25 protein-coding genes and 3 pseudogenes are annotated in these 23,334 nt (G+C 73.9%); 15 read left to right on the top strand and 13 right to left on the bottom strand.

Annotated elements, in window-relative coordinates:
• Positions 1-49: 49 nt before the first annotated feature.
• Positions 50-1,300, top strand: coding sequence for an MFS transporter (locus tag P3H78_RS22875; RefSeq protein WP_276110981.1), 1,251 nt, complete (start codon positions 50-52; stop codon positions 1,298-1,300).
• A 131-nt stretch (positions 1,301-1,431) separates the two neighbouring features.
• Here the strand turns inward: P3H78_RS22875 and P3H78_RS22870 are convergent, their stop codons facing one another.
• Complete coding sequence (locus tag P3H78_RS22870) at positions 1,432-1,887, bottom strand: DoxX family protein (RefSeq protein ID WP_276110980.1); 456 nt, start codon at positions 1,885-1,887, stop codon at positions 1,432-1,434.
• A 247-nt stretch (positions 1,888-2,134) separates the two neighbouring features.
• On the opposite strand from P3H78_RS22870, the pseudogene P3H78_RS22865 reads away from it, so the two are divergent.
• Together P3H78_RS22865 and P3H78_RS22860 are read left to right on the top strand one after the other, a co-directional pair.
• Positions 2,135-2,663, top strand: a pseudogene (locus P3H78_RS22865) (AAA family ATPase).
• Between the two features lie 42 nt (positions 2,664-2,705).
• Positions 2,706-3,182 carry a GNAT family N-acetyltransferase gene (locus P3H78_RS22860; protein WP_276110979.1) on the top strand — a complete coding sequence of 159 codons (477 nt, stop codon included), beginning with the start codon at positions 2,706-2,708 and terminating at the stop codon, positions 3,180-3,182.
• Positions 3,183-3,236: 54 nt separating this feature from the next.
• Here P3H78_RS22860 and P3H78_RS22855 read toward each other — a convergent pair whose 3' ends face one another.
• Both P3H78_RS22855 and P3H78_RS33435 read right to left on the bottom strand, forming a co-directional pair.
• Entirely contained in the window at positions 3,237-3,626 is a 390-nt protein-coding gene (locus P3H78_RS22855; protein ID WP_276110978.1) for a cupin domain-containing protein, read from the bottom strand.
• Entirely contained in the window at positions 3,523-4,035 is a 513-nt protein-coding gene (locus P3H78_RS33435) for a MerR family transcriptional regulator (RefSeq protein WP_369015725.1), read from the bottom strand. Before P3H78_RS33435 ends, P3H78_RS22855 begins: the two co-directional genes overlap by 104 nt.
• A 594-nt stretch (positions 4,036-4,629) precedes the next feature.
• Between P3H78_RS33435 and P3H78_RS22850 the strand changes: the two genes are divergently transcribed.
• Together P3H78_RS22850 and P3H78_RS22845 are read left to right on the top strand one after the other, a co-directional pair.
• Positions 4,630-4,776 carry a hypothetical protein gene (locus tag P3H78_RS22850; protein WP_276110977.1) on the top strand — a complete coding sequence of 49 codons (147 nt, stop codon included), beginning with the start codon at positions 4,630-4,632 and terminating at the stop codon, positions 4,774-4,776.
• A gap of 68 nt (positions 4,777-4,844) precedes the next feature.
• Complete coding sequence (locus P3H78_RS22845; protein ID WP_276110976.1) at positions 4,845-5,210, top strand: nuclear transport factor 2 family protein; 366 nt, start codon at positions 4,845-4,847, stop codon at positions 5,208-5,210.
• Positions 5,211-5,251: 41 nt separating this feature from the next.
• On the opposite strand, the gene P3H78_RS22840 is transcribed toward P3H78_RS22845, so the two are convergent.
• Positions 5,252-5,716: a MarR family winged helix-turn-helix transcriptional regulator gene (locus tag P3H78_RS22840; RefSeq protein ID WP_276110975.1), complete on the bottom strand. Its 465-nt coding sequence runs from the start codon at positions 5,714-5,716 to the stop codon at positions 5,252-5,254.
• 85 nt (positions 5,717-5,801) lie between these two features.
• Between P3H78_RS22840 and P3H78_RS22835 the strand changes: the two genes are divergently transcribed.
• The 6 genes and pseudogenes from P3H78_RS22835 (at position 5,802) to P3H78_RS22810 (ending at position 11,994) form a co-directional block, all read left to right on the top strand.
• Entirely contained in the window at positions 5,802-6,650 is an 849-nt protein-coding gene (locus tag P3H78_RS22835; protein ID WP_276110974.1) for an SDR family NAD(P)-dependent oxidoreductase, read from the top strand.
• A gap of 227 nt (positions 6,651-6,877) precedes the next feature.
• Positions 6,878-7,204, top strand: coding sequence for a DUF6092 family protein (locus tag P3H78_RS22830; protein ID WP_276110973.1), 327 nt, complete (start codon positions 6,878-6,880; stop codon positions 7,202-7,204).
• Positions 7,201-7,746, top strand: a complete 546-nt coding sequence (locus tag P3H78_RS22825) for a nitroreductase family protein (protein WP_276110972.1) — start codon at positions 7,201-7,203, stop codon at positions 7,744-7,746. Before P3H78_RS22830 ends, P3H78_RS22825 begins: the two co-directional genes overlap by 4 nt.
• A gap of 145 nt (positions 7,747-7,891) precedes the next feature.
• Positions 7,892-8,626, top strand: a complete 735-nt coding sequence (locus tag P3H78_RS22820; RefSeq protein ID WP_276110971.1) for an alpha/beta fold hydrolase — start codon at positions 7,892-7,894, stop codon at positions 8,624-8,626.
• A gap of 158 nt (positions 8,627-8,784) precedes the next feature.
• Positions 8,785-9,497, top strand: a pseudogene (locus P3H78_RS22815) (MBL fold metallo-hydrolase).
• Positions 9,498-10,041: 544 nt separating this feature from the next.
• Positions 10,042-11,994: an ATP-binding cassette domain-containing protein gene (locus P3H78_RS22810; protein WP_438828019.1), complete on the top strand. Its 1,953-nt coding sequence runs from the start codon at positions 10,042-10,044 to the stop codon at positions 11,992-11,994.
• A gap of 411 nt (positions 11,995-12,405) precedes the next feature.
• On the opposite strand, the gene P3H78_RS22805 is transcribed toward P3H78_RS22810, so the two are convergent.
• A complete protein-coding gene (locus P3H78_RS22805) occupies positions 12,406-13,071 on the bottom strand; it encodes a DUF3159 domain-containing protein (RefSeq protein WP_276110970.1) in 666 nt (221 codons plus the stop codon).
• Between the two features lie 265 nt (positions 13,072-13,336).
• On the opposite strand from P3H78_RS22805, the gene P3H78_RS22800 reads away from it, so the two are divergent.
• Positions 13,337-13,684 carry a VOC family protein gene (locus P3H78_RS22800; RefSeq protein WP_276110969.1) on the top strand — a complete coding sequence of 116 codons (348 nt, stop codon included), beginning with the start codon at positions 13,337-13,339 and terminating at the stop codon, positions 13,682-13,684.
• A 237-nt stretch (positions 13,685-13,921) separates the two neighbouring features.
• Here P3H78_RS22800 and P3H78_RS22795 read toward each other — a convergent pair whose 3' ends face one another.
• Entirely contained in the window at positions 13,922-14,314 is a 393-nt protein-coding gene (locus P3H78_RS22795; protein WP_276110968.1) for an ATP-binding protein, read from the bottom strand.
• 128 nt (positions 14,315-14,442) lie between these two features.
• Here P3H78_RS22795 and P3H78_RS22790 point away from each other — a divergent pair, with 128 nt between their 5' ends.
• Positions 14,443-14,817 (top strand): STAS domain-containing protein, encoded by a 375-nt coding sequence (locus P3H78_RS22790; protein ID WP_276110967.1) that lies wholly within the window; start codon positions 14,443-14,445, stop codon positions 14,815-14,817.
• A gap of 87 nt (positions 14,818-14,904) precedes the next feature.
• Here P3H78_RS22790 and P3H78_RS22785 read toward each other — a convergent pair.
• Positions 14,905-15,345: pseudogene (locus P3H78_RS22785) on the bottom strand (LysR family transcriptional regulator substrate-binding protein); the annotation flags it as partial.
• Between the two features lie 38 nt (positions 15,346-15,383).
• Here P3H78_RS22785 and P3H78_RS22780 point away from each other — a divergent pair.
• A complete protein-coding gene (locus P3H78_RS22780) occupies positions 15,384-15,656 on the top strand; it encodes a phospholipase domain-containing protein (RefSeq protein WP_276110966.1) in 273 nt (90 codons plus the stop codon).
• Positions 15,657-15,681: 25 nt separating this feature from the next.
• Here the strand turns inward: P3H78_RS22780 and P3H78_RS22775 are convergent, their stop codons facing one another.
• From P3H78_RS22775 to P3H78_RS22760, 4 genes are all read right to left on the bottom strand, one after another.
• A complete protein-coding gene (locus P3H78_RS22775; RefSeq protein WP_276110965.1) occupies positions 15,682-15,891 on the bottom strand; it encodes a hypothetical protein in 210 nt (69 codons plus the stop codon).
• A 168-nt stretch (positions 15,892-16,059) separates the two neighbouring features.
• A complete protein-coding gene (locus P3H78_RS22770) occupies positions 16,060-18,051 on the bottom strand; it encodes a glycoside hydrolase (RefSeq protein ID WP_276110964.1) in 1,992 nt (663 codons plus the stop codon).
• Positions 18,052-18,107: 56 nt separating this feature from the next.
• Positions 18,108-19,493, bottom strand: a complete 1,386-nt coding sequence (locus P3H78_RS22765; protein ID WP_276111118.1) for a HAMP domain-containing sensor histidine kinase — start codon at positions 19,491-19,493, stop codon at positions 18,108-18,110.
• Between the two features lie 95 nt (positions 19,494-19,588).
• Entirely contained in the window at positions 19,589-20,299 is a 711-nt protein-coding gene (locus tag P3H78_RS22760) for a response regulator transcription factor (RefSeq protein WP_276110963.1), read from the bottom strand.
• Between the two features lie 313 nt (positions 20,300-20,612).
• Here P3H78_RS22760 and P3H78_RS22755 point away from each other — a divergent pair, with 313 nt between their 5' ends.
• Positions 20,613-21,002, top strand: a complete 390-nt coding sequence (locus P3H78_RS22755) for a hypothetical protein (RefSeq protein ID WP_276110962.1) — start codon at positions 20,613-20,615, stop codon at positions 21,000-21,002.
• A gap of 135 nt (positions 21,003-21,137) precedes the next feature.
• Here P3H78_RS22755 and P3H78_RS22750 read toward each other — a convergent pair whose 3' ends face one another.
• Both P3H78_RS22750 and P3H78_RS22745 read right to left on the bottom strand, forming a co-directional pair.
• Positions 21,138-21,434, bottom strand: coding sequence for a hypothetical protein (locus P3H78_RS22750; RefSeq protein WP_276110961.1), 297 nt, complete (start codon positions 21,432-21,434; stop codon positions 21,138-21,140).
• 238 nt (positions 21,435-21,672) lie between these two features.
• Complete coding sequence (locus tag P3H78_RS22745) at positions 21,673-23,184, bottom strand: LCP family protein (protein ID WP_276110960.1); 1,512 nt, start codon at positions 23,182-23,184, stop codon at positions 21,673-21,675.
• Positions 23,185-23,334 lie beyond the last annotated feature (150 nt).

The raw sequence follows: 23,334 nt of genomic DNA, 5'->3' as shown, positions 1-23,334 counted from the left end.
GCCCGAGCTTCTACGATCGCGGTGCGGGGCCGGCAGGGGAGGACCGGACATGGCGCTGAGGCACACGCTGATCGACGTGACCCCGCTGAGGTCGTCCCCCGCGTTCAGACGGCTGTGGATCGGCCAGTCGCTCTCCGGGCTGGGCAGCCAGATGACCGTCGTCACCGTCCTGTTCCAGGTCTGGCGGAGCACCGGGAGCACCACGTGGACCGGCGCCGTCGGGCTGGCGCAGGCCCTGCCGCTGGTGGTGCTCGGACTCTTCGCCGGGTCCCTGGTGGACCGGGTCGACCGCCGGAGGTTCTACCTCCTCACCACCGGCGGGCAGTCGGTGTGCTCGCTGCTGCTCGCGCTCCAGGGTCTCTTCCGGCCCCTCCCGGCCGCCGGGATCCTCGTCCTCGTCGCCGTCCAGTCGTGCTTCGCGGCGGGCGGCGGACCGACGTCGCGCACCTTCGTGCCGAGTCTGCTCCCCAGGAGCCGGCTGGCCGCCGGACTCGCCCTGCGGCGGATCTCGTTCCAGGCCGCCATGCTCCTCGGCCCCGCCCTGGGCGGGCTGGTCATCGCCGGGCTGGGCGTCGGCGGCTGCCATCTCATCGACGCGGTCACCTTCGGCGCGGCCTTCTACGGGGCGTTCGGGCTGCCGGAGCTGAAGCCGGGCGACGACGCCGCGCGTCCCGGTCTGCGCGGAGTGCTCGACGGACTGGGCTTCCTCGTGCGCACGCCGGTGATCCGGGGCGCACTCCTCACCGACCTCGCCACCACCGTGTTGTCGATGCCGGTCAGCCTGTTCCCGCTGATCAACTCGGAGCGGTTCGGCGGCAGTCCGCGCACCCTCGGGCTCTTCCTCACCGCTCTCGCCGTGGGCGGGGTGACGGCGTCGGTCCTCTCCGGGACCTTCACGCGGCTGCCGCGGCCCGGGGCGGTCATGCTGGGCGGATCCGCCACCTGGGGTGCGGCACTCGCGCTCTTCGGGGTCGCGCGCGACCCGTGGGCCGGGCTGGCGTGCCTCGTCGTGGCCGGCGCCGCCGACACGGTCTCGGTCGTGTCGCGCGGCACCGTCGTCCAGGCCCACACGCCGGCCGGGCTGCTGGGCCGCGTCGGCGCCGCCGAGCAGATCGTCGGCCAGGCCGGACCGGACATCGGCAACCTGCGCGGGGGCCTCGTGGCGGACGCCACCTCGGGCGCCGTGGCCCTCGTCGCCGGAGGACTGCTGTGCCTCGGTGCGGTCGCCACCGTGGGACTCACCACGGCGGCCCTGCGCCGGGCTCCCGTACCGTGCGCGGACGCCCCGGCCGCTTCCTGACGCCCCGGCCGACGCGGACCTCGCGGAGGCGGCGACGGCCGGGCGCGCGCCCGCGCGTGGCGGACGGCCGAGGGCCCCCGCCGGGCATGGGGATGGCGGCGGGGGCCCCGGACCGCGGTCCTCTCGGCGTGCTACGAGGTGAGCGGTGCCGCGGCGCGCCGATCGCCGGAGGCCGCGTGTCTCTTCAGGAGCGCGTCGACGGCCGGAGCGCCGGGACCGAGGCAGGCGATGAGCAGGAACGACCAGCAGAAGAGCACCGCCGGCTCACCGCCGTTCTGGAGCGGGACCAGTGCGTGGGCCTGGTGGACGCTGAAGTACGCGTACGCCATGGACCCGGAGCAGACGACGGCCGCGGTCCGGGTGAAGAGGCCCAGGAACACCAGGACGCCTCCCGCCAGTTCGATCACCGCTGCCCACCATCCCGGCCACTGCAGGCTCGGGACCGTGCCGCCGCCGTGGGCGCCGCCGAGCACCCCGAACAGGGAGGCCGCGCCGTGGCAGGCGAAGAGGAAACCGGTCACCAGGCGGAACAGCGCCTGCACACCGGGTCGTACGGAACGTAACGTCTGTGCCCGGGAGAAGTTCATGGGGGTCACTCCTCGGGTCGGGCAGCCCGCCGGTCAGGCGCGAGCTGCAATGGACATGACATGGAGAGAATGGGCGCGCACTCCCGTGGCCGCCAGTGGCCTGAACCTCTGTATTTCCTCTGAGTTCCGCGCCGCACGATGCGCCCCTCCTGCTGCAGCGCGCCCCCACCCGAAGGCAAGGGCGGCACGAGCGCAGCGGTCGCCGGTAGCTCGGGGACCGTGAGGGTGGGGCACCGAGGAGACCAGGCTGATCGTCCTGCGCGGCACCAGCGCCTCCGGCAAGTCGTCCGTGGCGGCCGGAATCCGCGAGCGGTTCGGCCGCGGGCCCGCCCTCGTCGCCCAGGACAACCTGCGGCGCGTCGTACTCCGCGACCGCGACCTGCCCGGTGCGGCGAACATCGCCCTGATCGGCCTGACCGCCCGCTACGCCCTCGACGCCGGCTTCCACGTGATGGTCGAGGGCGTCCTCCACGCCGACCACCACGGCGAGATGCTCGCCGGCCTGCGTGCCGACCACCGCTCTCCCATCCACGCCCACCACCTCGACGTGCCCCTGACCGAGACCCTCGCCCGCCACGCCACGAAGCCGATCGCCGACGAGGTCGACGCGTCCCGATTGCGCGACTGGTGCCGCCCGCTGGCCCTCCTGCCCGGCAGGGCCGAGACCGGCGTCTCCGCCGGCAGCGCCCTGCCGGCGACCGTCGACCCGCATCGTGCGCGACGCCGGCCCGGCCGAACTGCCGCCCGGGACCTGTGACGGCGGCCGCCAGGGCTGAATCCCTTGCGCGACAGGGGAACGCCCTGGCTAGAGTGCCCGCATGAACAGTCGGCTGCGCCTGGAAGAGATCACTCCGGACACCTTCGACACGGCCGTCGGCCTGCGCGTACGCCCGGATCAGGAGCATCTCGTGGCACCGGTCGTGAAGTCGCTGGCCGAGGCCTACGTCTACCCCGGCACGGCCTGGCCCCGCCTCATCCGCGACGGCGACCGCGCCGTCGGCTTCCTCATGGCCTTCCTCGACATCGACTGGCGGGGCGACGGCAGCGGCACGGACATCCGCTCCGGCCTGTGGCGCCTCAACATCGCCGCCGCAGAGCAGGGCAAGGGGTACGGACGCTACGCCGTCGCATCCGTCGCCGCCGAGATCCGCCGCCGCGGCGGCACCCGCCTGACCACCACCTGGCACCCGGGAGCGGACGGCCCCGAACGCTTCTACCTGGGCCTCGGCTTCCGCCCGACCGGCGAGACCAGCGGGGGCCAGACCGTGGGCGAGCTGGACCTGGACCGCTCCTGACGACCCCGGCGGCCGGGACGCAGCCACGGGCACCCCAGCGGCCCGCCCCCGCCGTCACGCGGGCGAATCCGCCCGATCCTCCCGCAAAACCGCGTAGCCGGGCACCGAGGGCCAGCGCACGGTCAGCACCACCGAGTCCTCCTCCGCCACCCACGAGTGATCGACTCCGTGCCCCCACACGACATAGTCGCCCTGCTGCTCCAGCAGCACACTGCGCCCCGGAAGTTCGACGCGGAAACGCCCGCTGACGAGTACCAGAAGCGCCGTACGCTCCTCACCGCGCACCCATCGGGCCCGCTCCTCGCCCCGTGGATGGACACCCCACTTGATCTCCACCGCGTCACTGTGGCGCGGGGAACCGGGCTCCTTGAAGTGCCCGAGCAGCCAGCCACGGTCGAGCGCCGCGTCCTTGCCCGCGTTGCCCACGTACACGTCGTCGTCCATGCGCCCGAACGCTAACAGCCGCCCGCCGCGCCCCCGCCGTCCCGACGTCCCTGCCCGCCCGCGCCGTCCGCGGTGCCCTCGGCGGACCGGACGTCCTCCGCCATCCGCGCCCGCTCGCAGCAGCGCCACGGTGCGACCGGCGATCCGTTCGAGGCGGTGCCGGGAGGCGCCGCGCTTCGTCGAGTCCCTCGAACCGGTCCAGGGAGGCCGTGATCGCGCGGACGTCGGGAATGCCGTGGCGGTTGTCGCGCAGGGCCACGACGATCCGTGCCGCGGCGGCGGCCGACGGGTCGCAGCGACGCGCCCGCAGCGAGGTCACCCGGCCCGGCACGAGGAGCCCCGCCTCCTCCCGGAACGGCAGCGTCGAGGGCGGCACCCCGAGCGCCGCGGAAAGCCAGGTGACCGTCATCGCATCGTCTTCCGCATGGTTCTGATGCGGCGTCAGCATTTGTTCGCCCTGGATCGCGATCAGCGCCCGCTGCGCAGGCAACGCCTCCTCGCGCGCCCGGGCGAGCCCGCACGTGCACCGCGTTCACCGCCGCGGCCGCCTCCGTGACGCTCCCCGTGCGCAGTTCGCCGAGCGCCCGCCGGGCCGCCGCTGCCACGGGACCGGAAAGCCACGGGCAGCGGAGGCCGGTCCCGGCGGCCGACCGCACGGTGATCCCCCCGGGGGCGGCACCCCGTGGCCGGCTCAGCCCTCGGGCGCCACGCCGAGATCGTCCCGCATCGCGGACCGCGTGCCGCGGAGCAGCTCCCGGATCTCGTGCTGGCCCGGGAGGCCGCCGCCATCGTCTCGCCGGGCCCTGCCTCGCATCCTGCTGCCGGACTGGGACCAGGATGTCCGATCCCTGCTCGGGCAGTTCCGTTCCCGGGCCGCCCGGGCACCGCAGGTCCCCCGCTTCGCCGAGCTCGAGGAGTTGCCGGCCGACCCGGGCGCGGCGCGCTGGTACGCGCGGCGCGAGACCTCCGGATTCGCACCCGTCACGCGCCGCTTCCCACCGAAGTGGGTGAACTGCGTCTGCGCTACGTGAAGTTGGCCGCGGCCGACGAGCCCGGCCACCACCCGCTCACCCACCTGCCCGACGACCCGGCCTCGGAGGGCGCCCTGCGCCGCCTGGGCGAGACCGCGGGCGCCCCGTCCGGCCGGTGAGCGGGCGGGGTCCCGAAAGTCGCCATGCCCCGAGCGCACCCGGTGGCTGGTGATCGTAGGGTGCGGTCGTGACGGTTGAGGACGAGCAGGCGGTACAGGCGGCCGTCGACGGGGAACTGCGGCTCCTCGATCCCGGCGTGCGTGCCTCGGCGGCTCGGGTGCAGGAGCTGCTCGAACCGGAGTTCGTCGAGTTCGGCGCGTCCGGACGCCGCCGGGACGCGGGGTCCGTTCTCGACGTGACCGGCTCCGGCGATGTGTCGGCGGAGCCCCCGGTGGAGGTCACCAGGATGTCCGGGACGGTCCTGGCCCCGGGTGTCGTCCACCTGGTCCACTTCTCCGGCCACCGCGGCCGGAAGGCGTGGCGCAGCTCCCTCTGGCGCCTCACCGGGACGGGCCGGCGGATGTACTTCCACCAGGCGACCCCGACGGACTGAACGCATCGCGGGGGTGCCGCATGCGCGCGGCGCCGCCCCCGTCAGACCTGCGCTTCCTTGTCGGCCTTCAGCTTGTGCCACACGGTGCTCAGCGCCGCCAGGTCGCCCTCGTCGAGGAGGTCCGTGAAGACGGGGCCGAGACAGGCGCGGCGGGTGGCGTCGGCCGCGTCGAAGAGCTGCCTGCCCGCGGGCGTGAGCGAGACCTCTACGGAGCGGGCGTCGTGGGAGGAGGGGGTGCGGGTGACCAGGCCCCGGCTCTGCAGGGCGTCCACGACACGCGACACCTGGCTGCGGCTGAGCATCGTGCTGTTGCCGAGGACCGACGCCGGCACGGGGTCGGGGCTGGAGGCCAGCCAGAGCAGGACCTCGAACCAGGACACCGGCAGATCGTGCGCCTTGATCAGGGCGCGGTCGACCCGCTGGGTGAGGACGGTTCCGGCCCACACGAGCCCGTAGAAGGCGTGGTCGGCCGTGGGCATCTCCTTCTGGGCGAGCTTCTTCGGCATGTCGTCAGCATAGCGTTTGCGTGTACGCACACGTAAGTGCACTATGGTGTGTGTACACGCACGCAATCGCTGGAAGGTCATTCCCATGTCTGCCGACTCCCCCAAGGTCGTCCTCGTCACCGGCACCTCCTCCGGTATCGGCCTCGCCGCCGCCGTCTCCGCCGCCCGCGCGGGCTGGACCGTCGTCGCCACACTGCGCGACCCGGGCCGCGCCGGCGCCCTGCGCGCCGCGGCCGCCGAGGCGGGGGTGGACCTCGACGTCCGCCGCCTCGACGTGACCGACGAGGCGTCGATCACCTCGGCCGTCGAGGGCGTGCTCGCCGACCACGGACGCCTGGACGCCGTCGTGAACAACGCGGGCGCCGGACACGTCGCCACCCTCGAGAACGAGTCCGTGGCCGAGGTCCGCAAGGTCATGGAGGTCAACTTCTTCGGTGTCCTCAGCGTCTCCAAGGCAGCCCTGCCGCACCTGCGCGCCACCGGCGGCCGCCTGATCACCGTCACCAGCGTCGGCGGCGTCATCGGGCAGCCCTTCAACGAGGCGTACTGCGCCGCGAAGTTCGCGGTCGAGGGCTACATGGAGAGCCTCGCTCCGGTGGCCGCCGCGCACGGCGTGTCCGTCTCCGTCGTCGAACCGGGCGCCGTGGCCACGGAGTTCGTCGCCAACGTCGGCATCGACCTGGAGACCGCCGTCGCCGACGCCGGTGTGTACGCGCCTCAGCTCCAGGCCTACCTGGCCCGCACGGTCGGGCAGTTCACCGACAGTGCGCAGACCCCGGAGGGGGCGGCCGAGGCGGTGCTGGAGGCCCTGACCGCGGACGAGCCCGCCTTCCGCCTCCAGACCTCGGCCTGGGCGCGCGACTTCGTGGGCATCAAGCTCGGCGACCTGGACGGCTCCGCCGTCCTCGGGCTCACCCGCGGTTGGACCGCCTGAGCTGCGGCGCGGTACGGGGGCGGGTACCGGCGGCCGGCCCCGCCCCCGATTCCGCCGCCGACCGCCCCCTCGGCCCGCCTCCGCCGCCGGACCGGGTCGGTGACGTGGGGGAGCGGTCCCCGTCCGGCGGCGGCCCCGCGTCGTGCGGATGCCGCCGGACCGCGATCTTCGTAGGCTGCTGTCTGCCGGGACCCGTCACCCAGGAGCCGACGCGGCGAGGAGACACCGTGGAAGACAGCACGCCGCCCATCCGGCAGGACCTGCTCGACGTACTGTGCTATCTGCTCGCATCCGCGCGGACACAGCTCGACGAGGCGGCCGAGTACGCGCCCCTGCGGCTCCTGACCGCGGCCGAACGGCTCGCCACGGCCATGGAGCCGCACGCCGACCCCGCTCTCCGCCCCGTCCTGCACGCCGTGCGGGCGGGTGTCTCGGACACCTCGGTCGCGGAGGCGGATCCGGCGGCGTACGCGGAGGGCATCGACGCCCTGTGCCGGACCGTCGCCCAGCACCTCCTGGACACGGCCGGCCGCCGCGCAGGAGCCGGACGGTGACCGGCCCCGGCCCCGCCGCCGGCCCGGTGCTCGCCGCCATCCGCACCCGGCGCGTCACCCGGGCCCTGACGGACGAACCCGTGCGCGCCGAGGACCTGCACACGGTGCTCCGCAGCGCCCGGTACGCACCGCATGCGGGCAACCGGCGCCTGCACCGCTTCGTGGCCGTCGACCGGCAGCACCTGCTCGACGCCATCAGGCTGTTCTCCCCCGGCATGCTCCAGCGCCCGAAGGCCCTGATCGCGATCTGCGTCGACGAGAACCGCGTCCGCGCCTACGGATTCCCGCCGCACAAGCCGGGCCCCTTCATCGACGTCGGCACCGCCGCTGCCACCATGCTGCTCGCCGCGCACTCCCTGGGGCTCGGGGCGGGACCCGTGACCTCCTTCAGCAAGGCGGCGGTGGCCACCCTGCTGGGGCTCGACCCCGGCGTCACCCCTCACCTGATGGTCTGCCTGGGCCACCCCGCCCCGGAACAGCCACCCGGGATGAACCGCGCCCGTGACCCCTGGGACGACTTCGTGCAGTGGAACAGAGGCTGACCACCCCCTTCCGCCGTCCCCCCTCCCGGCCGGGCAGCCGACCCCGCGCGCCGCCGGGACCTGGAATCTCCCCCAGGGGGAGGTCCTACGGTCCAACCGCCGGTCACCACCGGCCACGCGGACAACGTTTCGGAAGGGGTCGACCATGTCGACGTTCCTGCTGGTACCCGGTCTTCACCTGGGCGGATGGGCCTGGGACACCGTCGTCGCCGAGCTGACGGCCCACGGCCACCGGGCGCTGCCCGTGACGCTGCCCGGCCTGGCGGAACGGGCGGGCGAGGACCCGGCGGCCATCGGCCTCCAGGAGCACACGGACACACTGGCCGACCGGCTGGGCGCCGAGGAGCCGGGGGTGATCCTGGTGGCGCACAGCTACGGCATCTTCCCAACCCTGGCGGCGGCCGACCGCCTGCCCGGGAAGGTCGCCCGCCTGGTGCTCGTGGACACCGGGCTCCCCGAGGCCGGCGAGTCGGTCCTCACCCTGATGCCGCACCTGCTCGACGCCGCCGACGGTCCCGTCCTGCGGGTCCCGCAGCAGATCGACGCCGTGCACGGCGTGCCGGCGGCGGAGTGGGAACGCTACCGGCGACTGGCCACGCCCCACCCCGCCCGGACCGTCACGGAGCCCATCAAGCTGACCGACGCCTGGCGCGCGCTCCCGACCACCGGCATCCTCTGCGTCCACGGCGGCCTCACCCTGGAGACCGTCCGGTCCCTGCACGCCACCGGCGCCCCGAGGTTCGCCGGGCTGGCCGAGCCGGGCGTGACCTACTTCGAACTCCCGACCGGCCACTACCCGATGCTCTCCACCCCGGTGGAACTGGCCGACGTGCTGATCCGCGCGGCGGCGGGAGGAGGGCGGGGCCTGCTGGAGCCGTAGCCCCTTCTCTTCCCGGATCGCGGCACGGCTGCCGAGCGGGGGCGGGACCGGTGCACCGGCCCCGCCCACCGGACCGGAGGCTCCGTCCGCTCCGCAGCCGCGCTCTGCTCCGGGCGGATCGGCCGGGCGGGACGACGACGGACCGTCAGGATGAACCCATGGGGCAGCGCATGGCCGTCGGGCGACTCGATCTGGGCTACTTCGTCCGGCCCGCATCGGAGACCGGCACCCCGCATCCCCGCGTCGAACCCGTCCTCGCCCCTCTCGTGGAGCACGAGCAGGGCCCGATCCTCTTCGACACCGGTATCGGGCGCGCGAACCCCGAGACCGAGGCGCACTACCGGCCCCGACGCCGTGACCTGCGCGACGCCCTGCACGCCGCGGGCGTCGGCCTGCGGGACATCTCCCTGGCGGCGAACCGCCACCTGCCTTTCGACCACTGCGGCGGCAATCCGCTCCTCGGCAGCACCCCCGTCCCGGTCCAGGATGTCGAACTGGCCGCGGCTCGCGAAGGAAACTGCACCTTCGACGCATTGGTCGACCACCGCGGTGTCACCCACGAGGAGCTCTCCGGGGAGGGGGGGAGATCCGCCCCGGGGTGTGGATCGTCCCGACACCCGGGCACACGCCCTGACACCAGTCGCTGGTTCTCCGCCGACCGGACGGCACGGTGGTCCTCGCAGGCCAGGCACACGACTTCGCCTCCCACGTCGCCTCGGACCACCTGGCCCGGCAGGCGGCAGGCGAGGGCGTGTAAGAGCCGCTTCCACGCCCTCCGCACTGGCTGGACCGTCTCGCCGCATGCGACCCGCGGCGCGTGCTCTTCGCCCACGACTGCTCGGTCTGGGAACCGCTCCGGAGCGCCTTCTGAGACCTCGGCGACGGCATCAGCCGAACCCCTCGGTGCTTCGGCGGCCGAGGCCGGGCTGCACGGCACCACGGTGCTCTCTCCCGCCGTCCTGCGGCATCTCCGGTCCGATCGGATCGAGCCATCTTGTCCAGCGCGCCACCCCGGGGCCTCGGCGCGCGCATCGAGAATCCTTTCTGCCGACTCAGGCGCAGGCCAGGGCCGTCCCCGCGTCTGCGCGTGCATCGACTCGGCGAGTGCTCGGAATGTCCGGATCTGTGCGCAGACCCCCGGCGGTTGTCAGTGGCGTGCACGAGGGTTCCGTACGTGGCCGCGGTCTCCGCCGATCGCCCCTGTGAACAGGCGCGTTGTCCTCGGTGAGCCGCGACCGCGTCCCCTTCTTCCTACGAGGAGCTGCCGTGAATCCCGTGCTCGTGCTTCCCGTCCTTCACCCCGTCCCCGAGGATCTTCCCGCTGGGACGGGCGGGCCCTCCGCGGTCCGGCGCCCGCTCGACGCCCGGCGCGCGCCCTTCGCATCCGCATCACGACCGTCGTCGAGGTGGGGGGCATGACCCACTCGACGACGCCCGCGTCGGGTCTGCCCGCGGCCGCGCTCGACGCCACCCACGACCGGCCGGGACCGCCGCCCTTCCCCGGGGCGCGAGCGGCCGCCCCCCAGCCGGCCCTGCCGCCGGAGCTCGACTACAACGGCCGCAAGCACCGGCGCGCCATGGACGACGCAACCTTGTGGGACATGGCCCGACGCATCCCCACGGCCCTCCTCCAGACGGCCCGGCTGGCCTGGGCCGTCGACCCGCACATGGCGATCACGATCCTCCTCTGCCAGATCCTGTCGGGCGTGGGGACGGCCGTGATGCTCACCTCCGTCGCCCGGGCCCTGCCCCGGCTGACCACCGCGGACCCGCGGACCGGTCTGGTCCACGCCTGGCCGGCGCTGGCCACCGCCACCGTGGCCATGGCCGCCGGAGCGGCCATGTGGATCCTGGCCGACTGGGCGACCCGGCGCCTGAATCCGAAGATCGCCTCGGCCGCCGATCTCACCCTCGTCGATCTCCACATGCGCGCCGAGCTGGCCGCCTACGACGCGGAGGGATTCAGCGACCGCAGCCAGGCCGCGGAGGTCGGAGCCCTGCGCGCGGTCGACCTCGCCGACGACGCAAAGACCCTGACCAACGGTTTCGTCCAGCTGGTGTCCGCGGCGACCGTGCTCACGTCACTGCACCCCCTGCTCCTCGGCGTGCTCCTGCTCTCCGTGATCCCGCGCGGCCTCGGCGGTGTCGTCGCGGCCCGCATCGACTACCGGACGCACGACCGGACCATTTCCTCCCGCACCGTGCGAGGCATGATGCGCTGGTGGCTGACCACTGCCGACCTCGCCGACGAGCTGCGCGCCAACACCATGCGGGAATACCTGCACTTCTGGTACCGGACGATGTGCGACCGCGTCGAGTCCCGTGAGCTGGAGGGCGCCCGACCGTACCTTTTCGTGACGCTGCTCGCCGCCGGCCTGGCAGGGGTGTTCACGCTCGGGATGTGGGCCTCCCTCGCCGCTCTGGTCGTCACCGGGGCGATGACGGCGGCCATCGCGGGCACCGCGGTCGTCGCCTCGCAGACCGCCGGCCGTGCCCTGAACTCGATCGTGCGCTACGGCGCGGTGATGTTCCACCACGGCCTCTACCTGAGCGACTACCACGCCTTCGTCGACGAGGTCCGGTCCATGACCGCTTCCCGCGGCACCGTCCAGGTGGGGGTGCCGAAGGAAATCCACCTCGACGGAGCCGGCTACACCTATGCGGCCAAGGACGCCCCGGCGCTGCACCCGGTCACCCTCACCCTCCGGCGCGGCGAGGTCGTCGCCCTCGTCGGAGAGAACGGCGCAGGCAAGTCCACTCTGATCAGGCTGCTCACCGGCCTCACCACGGCCAGTGAGGGGACCGTCCGCTGGGACGACACCGACCTCGCGACCGCCGAGGCGGAGTCGGTGTGGCGGCACGTCGGCCTCGTCCCCCAGAAGAACGGGCACTGGCCCCTGGCCGCCCGGGAGAACATCACCCTCGGCCAGCGCCGCGAACAGGGCGACGACCGGGTCTGGGCGGTGGCCGATCGGGTCGGCATGGCGACGGCCCTCCGCGAGCTCCCGGGCGGACTGGACACCTTGCTGGCCCGCTCGGTGTGGGGCGGGCACGAGTTGTCCGGCGGCCAGTGGCAGCGCCTCGCCTGCGCACGGGCCCTGTACCGTGAGCCGGCGGTACTCGTCCTGGACGAACCGACCAGCGAAATGGATGCCCGTGGCGAGCACCAGATCTTCCGGGAACTGCGTGCCATGGCGCCGGACCGCATCACGATCGTCGTCACGCACCGGCTCGACAACGTGAGAATGGCCGACCGGGTCATCGTTCTCGACCGGGGCCGTGTCCGGGAGCAGGGCCGCTTCGAGGATCTCGTCGCCGCGGAGGGCAGTCTGCTCGGCGAGCTGTACGCACTCTCGCAGGAGCGCTGACCACGGACCACCGTGGGACGCGCCGGCCCCGGCGCGCCCCACGGCCGGTCGGACCAGCGCCGCCTCCTGCCGGGAAGGCCTCCCGGTGGGAGTCGGGGCCTCTCCGAGGACACGAGTGACGGCGGCCCGGCGGGAGCCGACGGTCGCCCGGAAGGAGCCGGCCTCGGTGACGCAGGCGGAGTTGCGTGCGAGGCCGCGCAGCGGGTTGGCCGGGATGACGATGCGGGGGCCGACGGCCTGGGCGAGGGCCGGTTTCACCGTGTGCCGCGGCGGCGCCGTGCCCTGAGGTGCCGCGACACCGGTCGCGGCCGTCGCCGCCGACTCGGGCACAACCACATGGCGTGCGACCGTCGGCGCCCGGAGAGCCGCACGAGGCCGTGCGGATGCGGAGGCGGGCATCGGCAGCCGCGGTCACGCGCCCGGTGGCCGGGCGGGCACCGGCGCCTCCGCCCGGTCGGACGAGGAGCCGCCCGCGTGGTCGGGGTACCAGTTGGTGAACTTCACGGCCCCGACCAGCAGGACGACCGGGATGACCCAGTTGAACCAGTCCGAGCTGCCCGACACGCGGATCGCGAACAGACCCAGGAGCGCCGACACGGCGAACACCGCGCCCCATACACCGGTCAGGACCCGGTTGATGTGCTTGAACTTGGGAGAGTGCCAGTACTCGCGTGGTGTGGACTCCCGGGCGTACTGCTCCGTGAACGGGGTGAACGCGAGCGAGACCAGGGCCACCAGGGCGATGACGCCGCTCGACAGGGTCTGCGCCCAGGTCTCCAGCCAGAGCAGGTGCTGGAGGTCGAGGGTGAGTGCCAGCACACACAGCACCGCGAAGAACACCAGCCCCGTCACTTCGAGGGCCTTGACGCTGCCGCGCCGGATGTCGGGGACGTTCAGGACGAGTGCCGACACGAACGCGGCCAGCGCGGCGAACTTCCACGTGCTCGGCCCGGCCACCACGTCGAAGATGATCCACGGCAGGAAGCCGAAGAAGATGCTGCTGTGCCTGACCCGCTTGTCCGGACGGACGTCCGATCGCTCCGCCGCTGCTCCGGCCTGGGAACGGAGATGATCCATCGAAGACCTCCTGCCATGCGAGGAGGGCAGCCCTCGCCGACTCCTCCCTCAAGACTGCCGCCGGGCACCGGCAACCGCATCCGGCGTACGGCACAGCCGTCGCCGGGGGCAGGGGCCCATCACCACGGCGCCGCCGATGCTGGAGCGGGCGGCACGCCGGCGCGAGCGGCCGAAGGCCCACCGGGAACCCGAGGCGCAGCCCGCGCCCTCCGCCTCCGGCGGAAGCCGCCCGGGAGTGGACCCGAAGCGATCGGAAGGGGTCGGAATGACTCCCACCCATGTGCTCGCGGTGGCGCCGGTCCGGGAGATCGAAGCGGCGGCTGCCTGGTACGAGCGTCTCCTGGGCCGTCCCGCGGACCGTCGGCCCATGCCCGGTCCGGCCGACTGGCACGTCACCGCCTCGGCGTGGATCCAGGTCTACGAGTCGCCCGAGCACGCAGGAAGCACCCTGCTCAACCTCGTGGTCGCCGACCTGGACGCCGAGATCGCGGAGCCGGCCCGCCGGGGCATCGAGTGCGGCCCCGTGAGCACCGGCGGCGTGCGTGCGAGGTTCGCGGCCGTGCACGACCCCGACGGCAACCGCGTCACCCTCCTCGAGAACCCGGTCTCCTGACCGGGCACCCCGCCCTCGCCGACCGGCAGCGGCCCAGCCACCGGCAACCGGTGCCGCGGCACCCGGAAACGTTCCGAAGCGCCCCCACGCCGGCCCACGGACGGCCGCGCGTTCGACGCTTGTCATAGAGACATTCGATCGGGTGACCTTATGGCCGCTTCTGCCGGGTACGGGCTCTGAGTCGGTGGACACGACCACAGGGGTGCCCGCGAGCTGGGGGTGAGGCGGATGAGCGCGTTACACGGCCATGTGCACGCGGATCCGCTTGCCGCCGGGACGGGGCCGCGTGACCGCGACCATCGACGCCAGACGGCTGACCACCAGCCACCCGAACCGTGCCGTCGCATCCTGTCCCCGGTCCGGCGGGTCCTGGTCGGGGCCGCTGGTGCAGCCCTCGGACACGGTCACGTCGAGCGTGGCGCCGTGCAGATACGCCGCGAGCGTCGCGGGACCTCCGGTGTGCCTCAGCACGTTCGCCACCAGCTCGGAGACCACGAGCAGGCTGTCTCCGTGGGCCCTGGACCCCGGTGGCAGCGCCCGCCCGGCCAGGAGCGCGGAGATGGCGGCTCTGGCCTCGGCGGAGCTCGCAGCCTGCCCGGTCACGGTCGAGTCGTCCTGCACCAGCGTCACATGGACCAGCCCCTCACCGCGCAGTGGATGCGACGTGTCATCCCGGTTCCCTGCCGCGGTGATGACAGCCCCACCCCAGCCGGGACTCACCCGAAAGAAGGACAGCGCGACCCGGTGCTGAATCGATCATGAACGAAACCGACGACCTGTGCGCCCCCGAACCGCGCGGTCCGCGACTCCTCCACGCCGCGGACTACACCGTGCGGATGACCGTCGCGGACGGCACCTGCGCGATACAGGTCTGCGGCAGCGTGGACTGGCACGCCGCACCCGCCCTCCGAGGCACGCTCCTGGAGCGGGCCGCCCGGGTGCCGACCACCGTGGTGGACCTGTCCGGCCTCACCTTCGCCGACTCCGCGCTGCTGCACGTCCTGCTCGACGTGCAGCGCCACTGCCGGGCGTCGGGCGCCCGCCTGGTGATCGACGCCCGTCTCCAGCCCGTCCTGGCCCGGCTGTTCACGGTCACGGGCGCATCCGCGTACTTCGAGTTCGGCGACCGTTGAGCCGACGCCCGGGGAAGCGCCCGCAGATCGTCCACGAGCCGGCGGCCACCGCCCACGCGGCCGACCGCCCCCGTCGCCCCGGTCCGCCGCCGTCCGCAACTCCCGCACCAGGGCCCGGACCACGGCCGACCCGGCCAGTTCGGACGTCGTGACGTAGCCGATGCGACGGCTCGGGCGGTCCGGTCCGAGGTCGGTGACGCCGACGGAGTCGGGCGCGCCCTCCAGGGACAGCGCCGGCATGACGGCATGCCGTGGCCCGCGCCCACCAGGGAGAGGACCGCGCCGTCGTCCTCGGTCTCCACGGTCGCCCCCGGGATCCAGTCCTGCGCGGGCCCACCAGGCGCGCGTGGAGGAACCGCAGGTCTCCGCCCGGTCGACCAGCGGCAGCGACCGCGGGGACGCATGACCCGCCGGATGCACCAGGGCGTACGCCTCGTCCAGCAGGCTGCCCGTGACCAGCCCCGGCGGCAGCGGCACCGAGCCGCCCAGCGTCGTGATCCCCACGTCGGCGTTCCCGTCGGCCGCCTCAGTCCGGCAAGTCGGCCGAGGCGCAGACCCGTTACGCCGTGGAGCCCGGCACGGGCAAGTTCGCGATCTGCTTCAGGATGGCCAACACGGTACGACGGCGGTCACGTTCACCCTCACCTCGCTCCCCTCCCGCAGCGACGGCCCGTGGACGTACACCGGTCGCGGCGGGATCCTCCACGGAGGACGTCCTCGACGTCGTCGCGCAGCAGGACGGCTGGTACGACCTCACGGTGGCCGTGGACTCCGACCCGACGTGGTCGCGCCGGTTCACCGGCCACCTGGGGACGGGTGCGGCCAGTGTGACCGGCTGAGTGCCCGAGGAGGCCGGGAGCGGCCCTACTCGCGGTTCAGGACACGGCGGGCCGCCTCGGCCTCCGCCGCCGGCGGGGACAGCTCGTCCAGGGTGTCGAGCTCGTCGTCCGCCTCCAGTTCGCGCTCCCAGGCCGCGGCCAGCCGCTCCTGCTCCTCGTGCGACCGGGCGCCGACGGCCTGCCGGTGCTCGGGATCCAGGGCCGCGAGGAATCGTCGCACCGCGTCGGTCGGCATACCGTGCTCCTTGTCGCGGGAAAGGGGGCAGTCCCGGTCCAGCATGGCCAGCCGGGTCCGCCCCCGCCGCCCGACACGGCCCGGGACCACCCTGTTGGCCCCTGCGCCGCACCCGGACCCCGCCCCGGGGCCGCCCACCCCCGGGGCGGGCGGCCGGGCAACCCGCCGTCACAGCCCCGCGGGGCACAGCCTCCGGGCCGGACCGCCGCGGACGGACGCGTCCACGCAGCCGGAGGGCAGGCCGCCGTGGGGGACGGCGGAGAAGTTGGCGGTGACGGTCAGGTCGCCGTCGCCGAACGTCGTCCGCTGCACCAGGTGGTCCGGGGTCAGCCGGCGGAAGTCGGTCATGGGCCGGGTCGCTGCCACCCGGTGCAGCGGTTCGAAGTACTGCTGCAGCGCGGCGATCCGCCGCCCGTGCGCGTCGAGTTCGGCCCGGTCCAGGACCAGGTTGAGCGGCACGTTGTACAGCATCGCCAGCAGTGCCCGGGTGCGGCTCAGGTCCGGCAGCTTCGACCACGACAGCTCCCAGCGCTCGGTGCTGATCACCGCGTCGTGCAGCACCGTCTGGTACAGCGGCACCCGGTACCGGGGGTCGTACATCGCCCTGGCCACGTCCGCCGGGAGGCGGACCGGCTTGAAGAACACGCCGGGCGCGCCGGCGGGCGCGTAGCCGCCCCACGTCGGCCGGTCCCGCTCCAGCTTCCACAGTCGGTCGTCGACGGGTGTGCCCGAGCCGTGGCTGAAGGAGACCACTCGGTTCGCCCAGGAACCGGCGCTCTCGGAGCCGAGCACCAGCCCGCGGTCACCGGACAGCCACCCCATCCGCCGCAGCCGGTTCCGGCGGTCCTGCGCCATCGTCATGGGGTGGGTGGGGGAGTGGTCGGTGAAGAGCTCCCCGGCGGCGTCCACGTCGAGGAAGTAGCTGGTGGCACCGTTCGCCGTCATCTCCTTCGTGCGGTCGGCGAGGTAGTGCCCGCGCGGCTCGGCGCGCCGCAGTGCCTCGGAGCTGACGTAGCAGCCGCGACCGCCGAAGCCGGTCACGGACGTGCCGTCGGCCGCGTGCACGCAGCCGTCCGGCCAGACGGGGGCGGGCCACTTCGACACCGGGGTGTCGGCCGTCGCGGGGTCCTGCGCGTTGGCCCACGAGTCGTACGGCCCGACGAGGTAGCCGGCCTTCCGGGCCAGGCGGACCGCCTCGCCGCCCATGGGGGAGCCGTCCGCGTCGTAGCCGATCCACATCCGGTCGATGCCGAGGGCGCGGAGCCTGCGGATGCCCTCGGGGCCGCGCGCCTGCCCCCAGGTGTAGGCGTGGAAGGCGCCCACGAGCCTGCCCACCTCGGGGTTCCGGGCGATCTTCTCCCGCAGCCCGGTGATCCCGCCGTGCTGCTGCAGCCAGGCACGGTAGTCCCGGGCCGCGGCCACCGGCGAGCCGTCGGTGAGGGCGAAGGCGACCGTGTAGTCGGACGTGGATTCCCGCGGGGAGAACCGGTGTTCGGCCTCGGTGTGCAGGCGGCCGCCGGCGGAGACGAACCTCAGGGTCGTCCCGATGTCGGACGCGGCGATGTAGCTGGAGCCGTGCCCGCCCGTCAGGCTCGTGCCCCAGAACGGCATGGTCAGCCCGTCGGCCATGCCGGCCTCCGAGCCGGCCAGCCCGGCCGCCGCCGAGTTCCACCACCGGTCGGCGACCGGCACCGCGATGCCCTCGCCCCGCGGGATCTGTAGTTCCTGCGTGGCCGGTTCGCCGCCGGTGACCGGCCAGCGCACCGAGGCGGCCCGGCCGGAGTGCAGGGTCACCTCCAGCCGCCCGTCGCGTGCTGCGACCGTCACGGTGAGTCCCGTCGCGGGGTACCGCCACGTGGCGCGGTCGTGGCGCACCGCGATCCGCCCCGCGGCTCCGGGTCCTCCACCGGCCGCCGGTGCGGTGAGCTGCCAGGTACGGCCGTCGTCGGCCTGCGCGCGCACGGCCAGCGAGGCCGCGTCCACCACCGCGCGGCCCCCGGCGACCGGTACGGTCACCCGGCCCCCGTGCACCTCGACACTCCGGTCCTCGTGCCCGCCGGTGCCGAACGCGGTCGCGGTGCCGACCACGGCGATCAGAGCGAGCGTGCCGGACATCCCGGCGGTCTTCGTCCTGGTCCTGCTGATCTTCCTCTTGCCCATGAACGGCACTGTCCCGGCGCCGGATAAGAACATTGTGAGAGGTGCTGACCGTGTCGTCAGGAAGGGGGCGTGCCGTCCGGTTCGGCCCCGCTCCCGGCGGCGACCGTACCGTCGGACGGGATGCGCAGACGGAACAGCGCGCCGCCTCCGGGCGGGTTCTCGGCCGTGAGGTCGGCGTGGTGCGCGCGGGCGATCTGACGCGCCATGGCCAGGCCCAGGCCGGAACCGGGCAGGGCCCGGGCGGCACGCGCCCGGTAGAAGCGGTCGAAGACGTACGGGAGGTCCTCGCCGGCGATGCCCGGGCCGTGGTCGCGGACCGTCACCTCCACCTGTCCGGCCCCGGCCGAGACGCGCACCTCGACGGGCCGGCCGGTCCCGCTGAACTTCGCCGCGTTGTCGAGGAGGCTCGACAGCAGCCGGGAGAGCCGGGCCGGCACCCCGGCGACCGTCCGCGCGCGGGCGCCCGCGTCGACGGTGAGGCCGAAGGTGACGCCGGGCCAGTGGTCGCGCGCGGCGCCGACGGCGTGTGCGACGGCGGACGCCAGCGGCACGTCCTCGACGAGCGGGTCGGGTTCCTCGTCGCGGGCGAGCTCGATCAGGTCGTTCACCAGACCGGTGACCTCCCGCAGCTGGCGGCCGAGCGCGCCGGCCGCCCGCTCGCGCTGTGCATCGGTGAGGCGGCCCGACCGGGCGAGCAGCTCGGCGTTGGTGCGCAGCGCGGTGAGCGGGGTGCGCAGTTCGTGCGAGGCGTCCGCGACCAGGCGCCGCTGGGCGGTGACGGACTTCTCCAGCTCCTCCAGCATGGTGTTGAAGGCGGAGGCGAGCCGGGTGATCTCGTCGTCCGCACGCCCCGGCCGGCCCGGCGGCAGCTCGATGCGGTGCCGGGCGTCACGGGTGGCCGCGATGCGCTCGGCCGTGGCGGTGAGACCGCCGACGGGGGCCAGGCCGGTTCGGGACACCCAGTACCCGAGGAGTCCCGCCAGCAGCACCCCCACCGCTCCGACGCCCGCGAGGGCGACGGCTGCCTGCCGGACCCCCCGGTCGACGGTGTCCGCGCGCAGGGCGACCTGGAGCGCACGGCCCCCGTCCAGCGGCGTGGTCAGCATCCGTGCACGGTACGGGCCGAGCCGGAACTCCCCGTAGTACGGGCCCCGTCCGCCGGCCGCGACCCGGCGGGTGCCGCCGGTGACGGGCAGGAGGTACGGCCGGCCCGGGTCGTCGCCCGCCCGGGCCGGGACCAGCTGGGCGCACGCCGGTGCGGCGAGGTAGCGGCACTCGCCCTGCACGACACCGGGCGGCTCGTCCCGGTACTGCCGGGCGGCCAGCCGGGCCGACTGCGTCAGATGCAGATCGAGCTGGTCGAGCAGCTGGTGGCGGATCACCAGGAAGGCGGCACCGCTCAGGCCCACGACGACGACCGCCACGGCGGACGAGGCGGCCAGGGTCAGCCGGGTGCGCAGCGGCCACCGGCGCCGCCACGGGACGTCCGCGCCCGCCGTCACGTCCTGCGCGGGCGCGGGACGCCGGCGCGGGCGCCTCACGGCAGGTCCAGCCGGTAGCCGACGCCGTGCACGGTGTGCACCAGCCGGCCCTCGCCCCCGGCCTCCAGCTTGCGGCGCAGATAGCCGACGTAGACGGCCAGGGAGTTGGACTGGGGCCCGAAGTCGCGGCCCCACACCCGCTCCTGGATCGTCTCCCTCGGCAGCGCCTGGCCGGGGTTGCGCAGCAGCAGCTCCAGCAGGGCGGACTCGGTCCGGCTGAACTCGATGGCCCGCTCGCCGCGCCGTCCGGTCCGGGTCGCAGGGTCCACCACGAGGTCGGCGAAGGAGAGCAGGTCCCCCGGCTCCGGCCCGACGGGGGCCGCACGGCGCAGCAACGCGCGGATGCGGGCCATCAGTTCGTCGAGCGCGAAGGGTTTGACGAGGTAGTCGTCGGCCCCGGCGTCGAGCCCCTCCACCCGTTCGCTCACCGAGCCGCGGGCGGTGAGCACCAGTACCGGCGTGCGGTCGCCCAGGGCCCGGAGCCGGCGGCACAGGGCCAGCCCGTCGAGGCCCGGCATCATCACGTCGACGACCAGCGCGTCGGGGTCCCACTCCGTCACCGCGGCCAGGGCCGCCGCGCCGTCGGGCACTCCGCGGACCTCGTGGCCCTCGATGGAGAGCCCGTCCTCGACGGCGTACCGCACCTCGGGCTCGTCGTCCACCACCAGGACCTTCGGCGCCCGTGTACGCCCGTCACCACTGTTCATGACCCACAGCCTGCCAAACCGTGCCGTCGGCACCCCGCGCGCACCTCGCCCGCACGGGCTCCCGCCGACATCCCCGCCGCGCATGCCGACCTGCCGGACCGGCCGCCGGTCGTTAGGAGCAGCGTAAGAGCGCCCGGCCCTGCGGGACTCCGCCCACCTGTACGTTTACGAAAATCTTTATGATTTCCGGTCCTTTGCCCACTGTGTTCGGGATGCCTCGGTGCGGGGTGCGGACAAGGCTGGAGGCGTGCAAGCGACAGGGGATCGTCCGATCCCCGTCCAGAGCATTCCTCCGTCCCCCATGGGAGTAGCAATGACTGTGAGCTTCAGCCGCGGCCTTCGCGCGGCGGCCGCGGGAGCCGTGTCCGCGGCCCTGCTCTCCGCCGGCGCCGCCGGCGCGGTGGCCGCCGCGCCCTCGCCCGGCACCCACTCCGCCTCCATCTCGGTCAAGGCCAGCCCGACGACCGTGAAGGCGGGTCACATGGTCCGCTTCACCGGACGCACCTCGGGTCTGCGACCCGGCGCCACGCTGGTGCTGCAGCAGGACAAGAACGGCAAGTGGGTCCCGCTGCACTCCAACACCAAGGTCAAGAAGGGCAATGCCTACCTCCTGGCCGCGCGCCCCTCGGTGAAGGGCACGCTCCACTACCGCGTCGCGTCCGGCGCGACGCACTCGTCGACGGTCAACGTCACGGTCCAGTGAGGCACCTGCCCACCGGTTGAGCCTTCTCCGGCCGGGGACTCGTGGGCGTCCTCGGCACCGGCCGCCCTCCAGCGCCTGGGGAGAGCGGCCGGGCGTCGTCCGCGGAACGGACCGGCGCCCGCAGGACGCGGCGGGTCACGTGCCGTCCGTCACCAGGACCACGATCCGGTCGGCGTCGAAGACCACCCACCGCGGAGCCGGAAGGCCGGACAGCCTCAGCCTGCATGCGGTGACACCGTCCGGGCCGGACCACCATCCGACGACGGTGCCCCGATGCGGCCAGCGCGCCTGGCTCTGCACCTCCACGGGCTGGTAGGCGGGGCGGACCTCGTGCTCGGGCGGCGTCGGGCACCCCCGGGCCAGGTCCTCGAGGAGGCGCTCCATGGCGATGCTGCGGCCCTCGTCGCGGGTGTTCCCCGTCATCTCCGTCACGGTTCCATTGTTGCGCAACCCATGAGGTGTGGGCCGAGGGCCCCGCGATCCTCCGCGGTACAGCGGCGCGGCCACGACGACGGTGCGGCGCGACGGGCCCGCCGGTGGAGTGGCACCGCGCGACGGTGCGGTGACCACCCGGCGTGGGCCCGTGCCACCGGGCCGCACCCGGTCGTGCGGCCCCGCCGGGTCCGGCCGCAGCGCGACGGTGGCGTCCGGCGGGGGCGGTGCCCCGACCTCAGTGGTCCGAGTCGGGCCGGTCGGTCGCCGCGGCGTAGGCCTGCGCCGGGGTCATGGCGACCCCGTTGAGCGAGACGGTCCGGTACGGGCTGACCTTGGCGCAGGTCTTGGCCTGGTCGGCGGTCTGCGCATGGGCGTTGGAGACCGCCGCCTGCGTGTCCGCGGGCGCGGAGGCGGACGCCGGATAGGACGTGCCACTGGGCCAGTCGCCGCCGATCACCAGGACCAGGCCGGGGCCGCTGCCCTGCCTGAGATGGGAGGACGGCAGCCCGAGGGCCTTGGCCACCGTCTTCGCCTCGTCCTCCTGCCCGGAGCCGTAGTCGAGCCTGGTGGCGGCCGACGAACTCGGCGCGTTCGCCGTGGTGGTGGCGGGGCTGAAGCCCTGGTCGGTGAGTGCCGTGGCGACGGACGAGGCACGGCCGGTGACGCCGGTGCCGTTCTCCACCGTCACGGCGATACGCGACGCGGGCACGGCCGGGGCGGCGGCCTTGCCGGTCGCGGCGGCCGCAGTCGACTTGTCGCCCGAACCGGTGGTCAGGGACTGGTCGTTGGAGATGGTCGAGAACAGCGCCTGGGCGCCGGAGCCGACCACCACGCGGTCGTTGTTCGCGGGGTCGGGCGCGGTCTGCATCGTGGTGAAGCTCATCCGCTTGGTGGGCACCTTGCTCACGTCGGCGGCCAGCGAGATGAGCTGCTTCACGCTGCCGAGGCCGTCGTCCACCGTCAGAGCCTTGGTCGCGGCGTCGGCGAGGCCGTAGACCGCGCTGGGGTCGGTGAGGGTGCCCGCGCTCTTGAACTTGCGGATCATCGAACTGAGGAAGATGTGCTGGGAGACGGTGCGGCCGAGGTCGCTGCCGTCGCCGAAGCCGTGCCGGGACCGCACGAACTCCAGCGCCGCGACGCCCTTGAGGGTGTGGGTGCCCTTGGACAGCTTCAGGTGCGAGTAGGTGTCGTACACGTTGTCGCTCACGCACACGGGTACGCCGCCGACCGCGTCCGACATCTTCACCACGCCCGAGAAGTCGAGCTTCACGAAGTGGTCGATCGGGATGCCGGTGAGCTGGTGGACGGTGGCCACCTGGCAGGCCGGACCGTACTGCAGGGCGCTGTTGATCTGCCCGTAGTAGCCGCCGGTGGACTGGCCGTCGGCCGCGTTCCGGCAGGCCGGCACGTGCGCCATCGTGTCGCGGGGGATGCTCATCACGGTGGCGTTCGAACGGTCCGCCGATATGTGGACCACCATCTCCACGTCCGCGTTGCTGCCGGTCTGCACACCCGTCCTCGAGCAGCCGCCGCCGAGCTTGCAGTCCTCGGCGCTGGTGCGTCCGTCCGAACCCATCACCAGGATGTTGATCGGGGTCCGGCCGAAGGCGTCCGCCTTCTCCGTGCCGCCCTTGCCGTCGAGCGAGATGCTGTTGATGTTGCCGTTGAGGTGTTCGTAGAACCACCAGCCGGCGCCGGCCGTCCCGAGGATCGCCAGCGACAGGCAGATCCCGGTGATCTTGAGCACGCGCCGGCCCCTGCTCGTCGGGCGGGCCCGGCGGGCGCCGGAGCGTCCGCCGGGCCCGCGGGACCCGCCCCGCCCGGGGGCGGAACGGGCGGCCACCGGCCTGTGCCCGGGCCCGCCCCCTGAACCCCCCCGAAGGTGTCGAACCATGAC

Origin of the sequence: Streptomyces tropicalis (assembly GCF_029269835.1) — a bacterium.
In the GTDB taxonomy this organism is placed as follows: Bacteria; Actinomycetota; Actinomycetes; order Streptomycetales; family Streptomycetaceae; genus Streptomyces; species Streptomyces tropicalis.
Note: the sequence above shows the minus strand (reverse complement) of the source record. Positions and strands in the feature narration are given on the sequence as shown.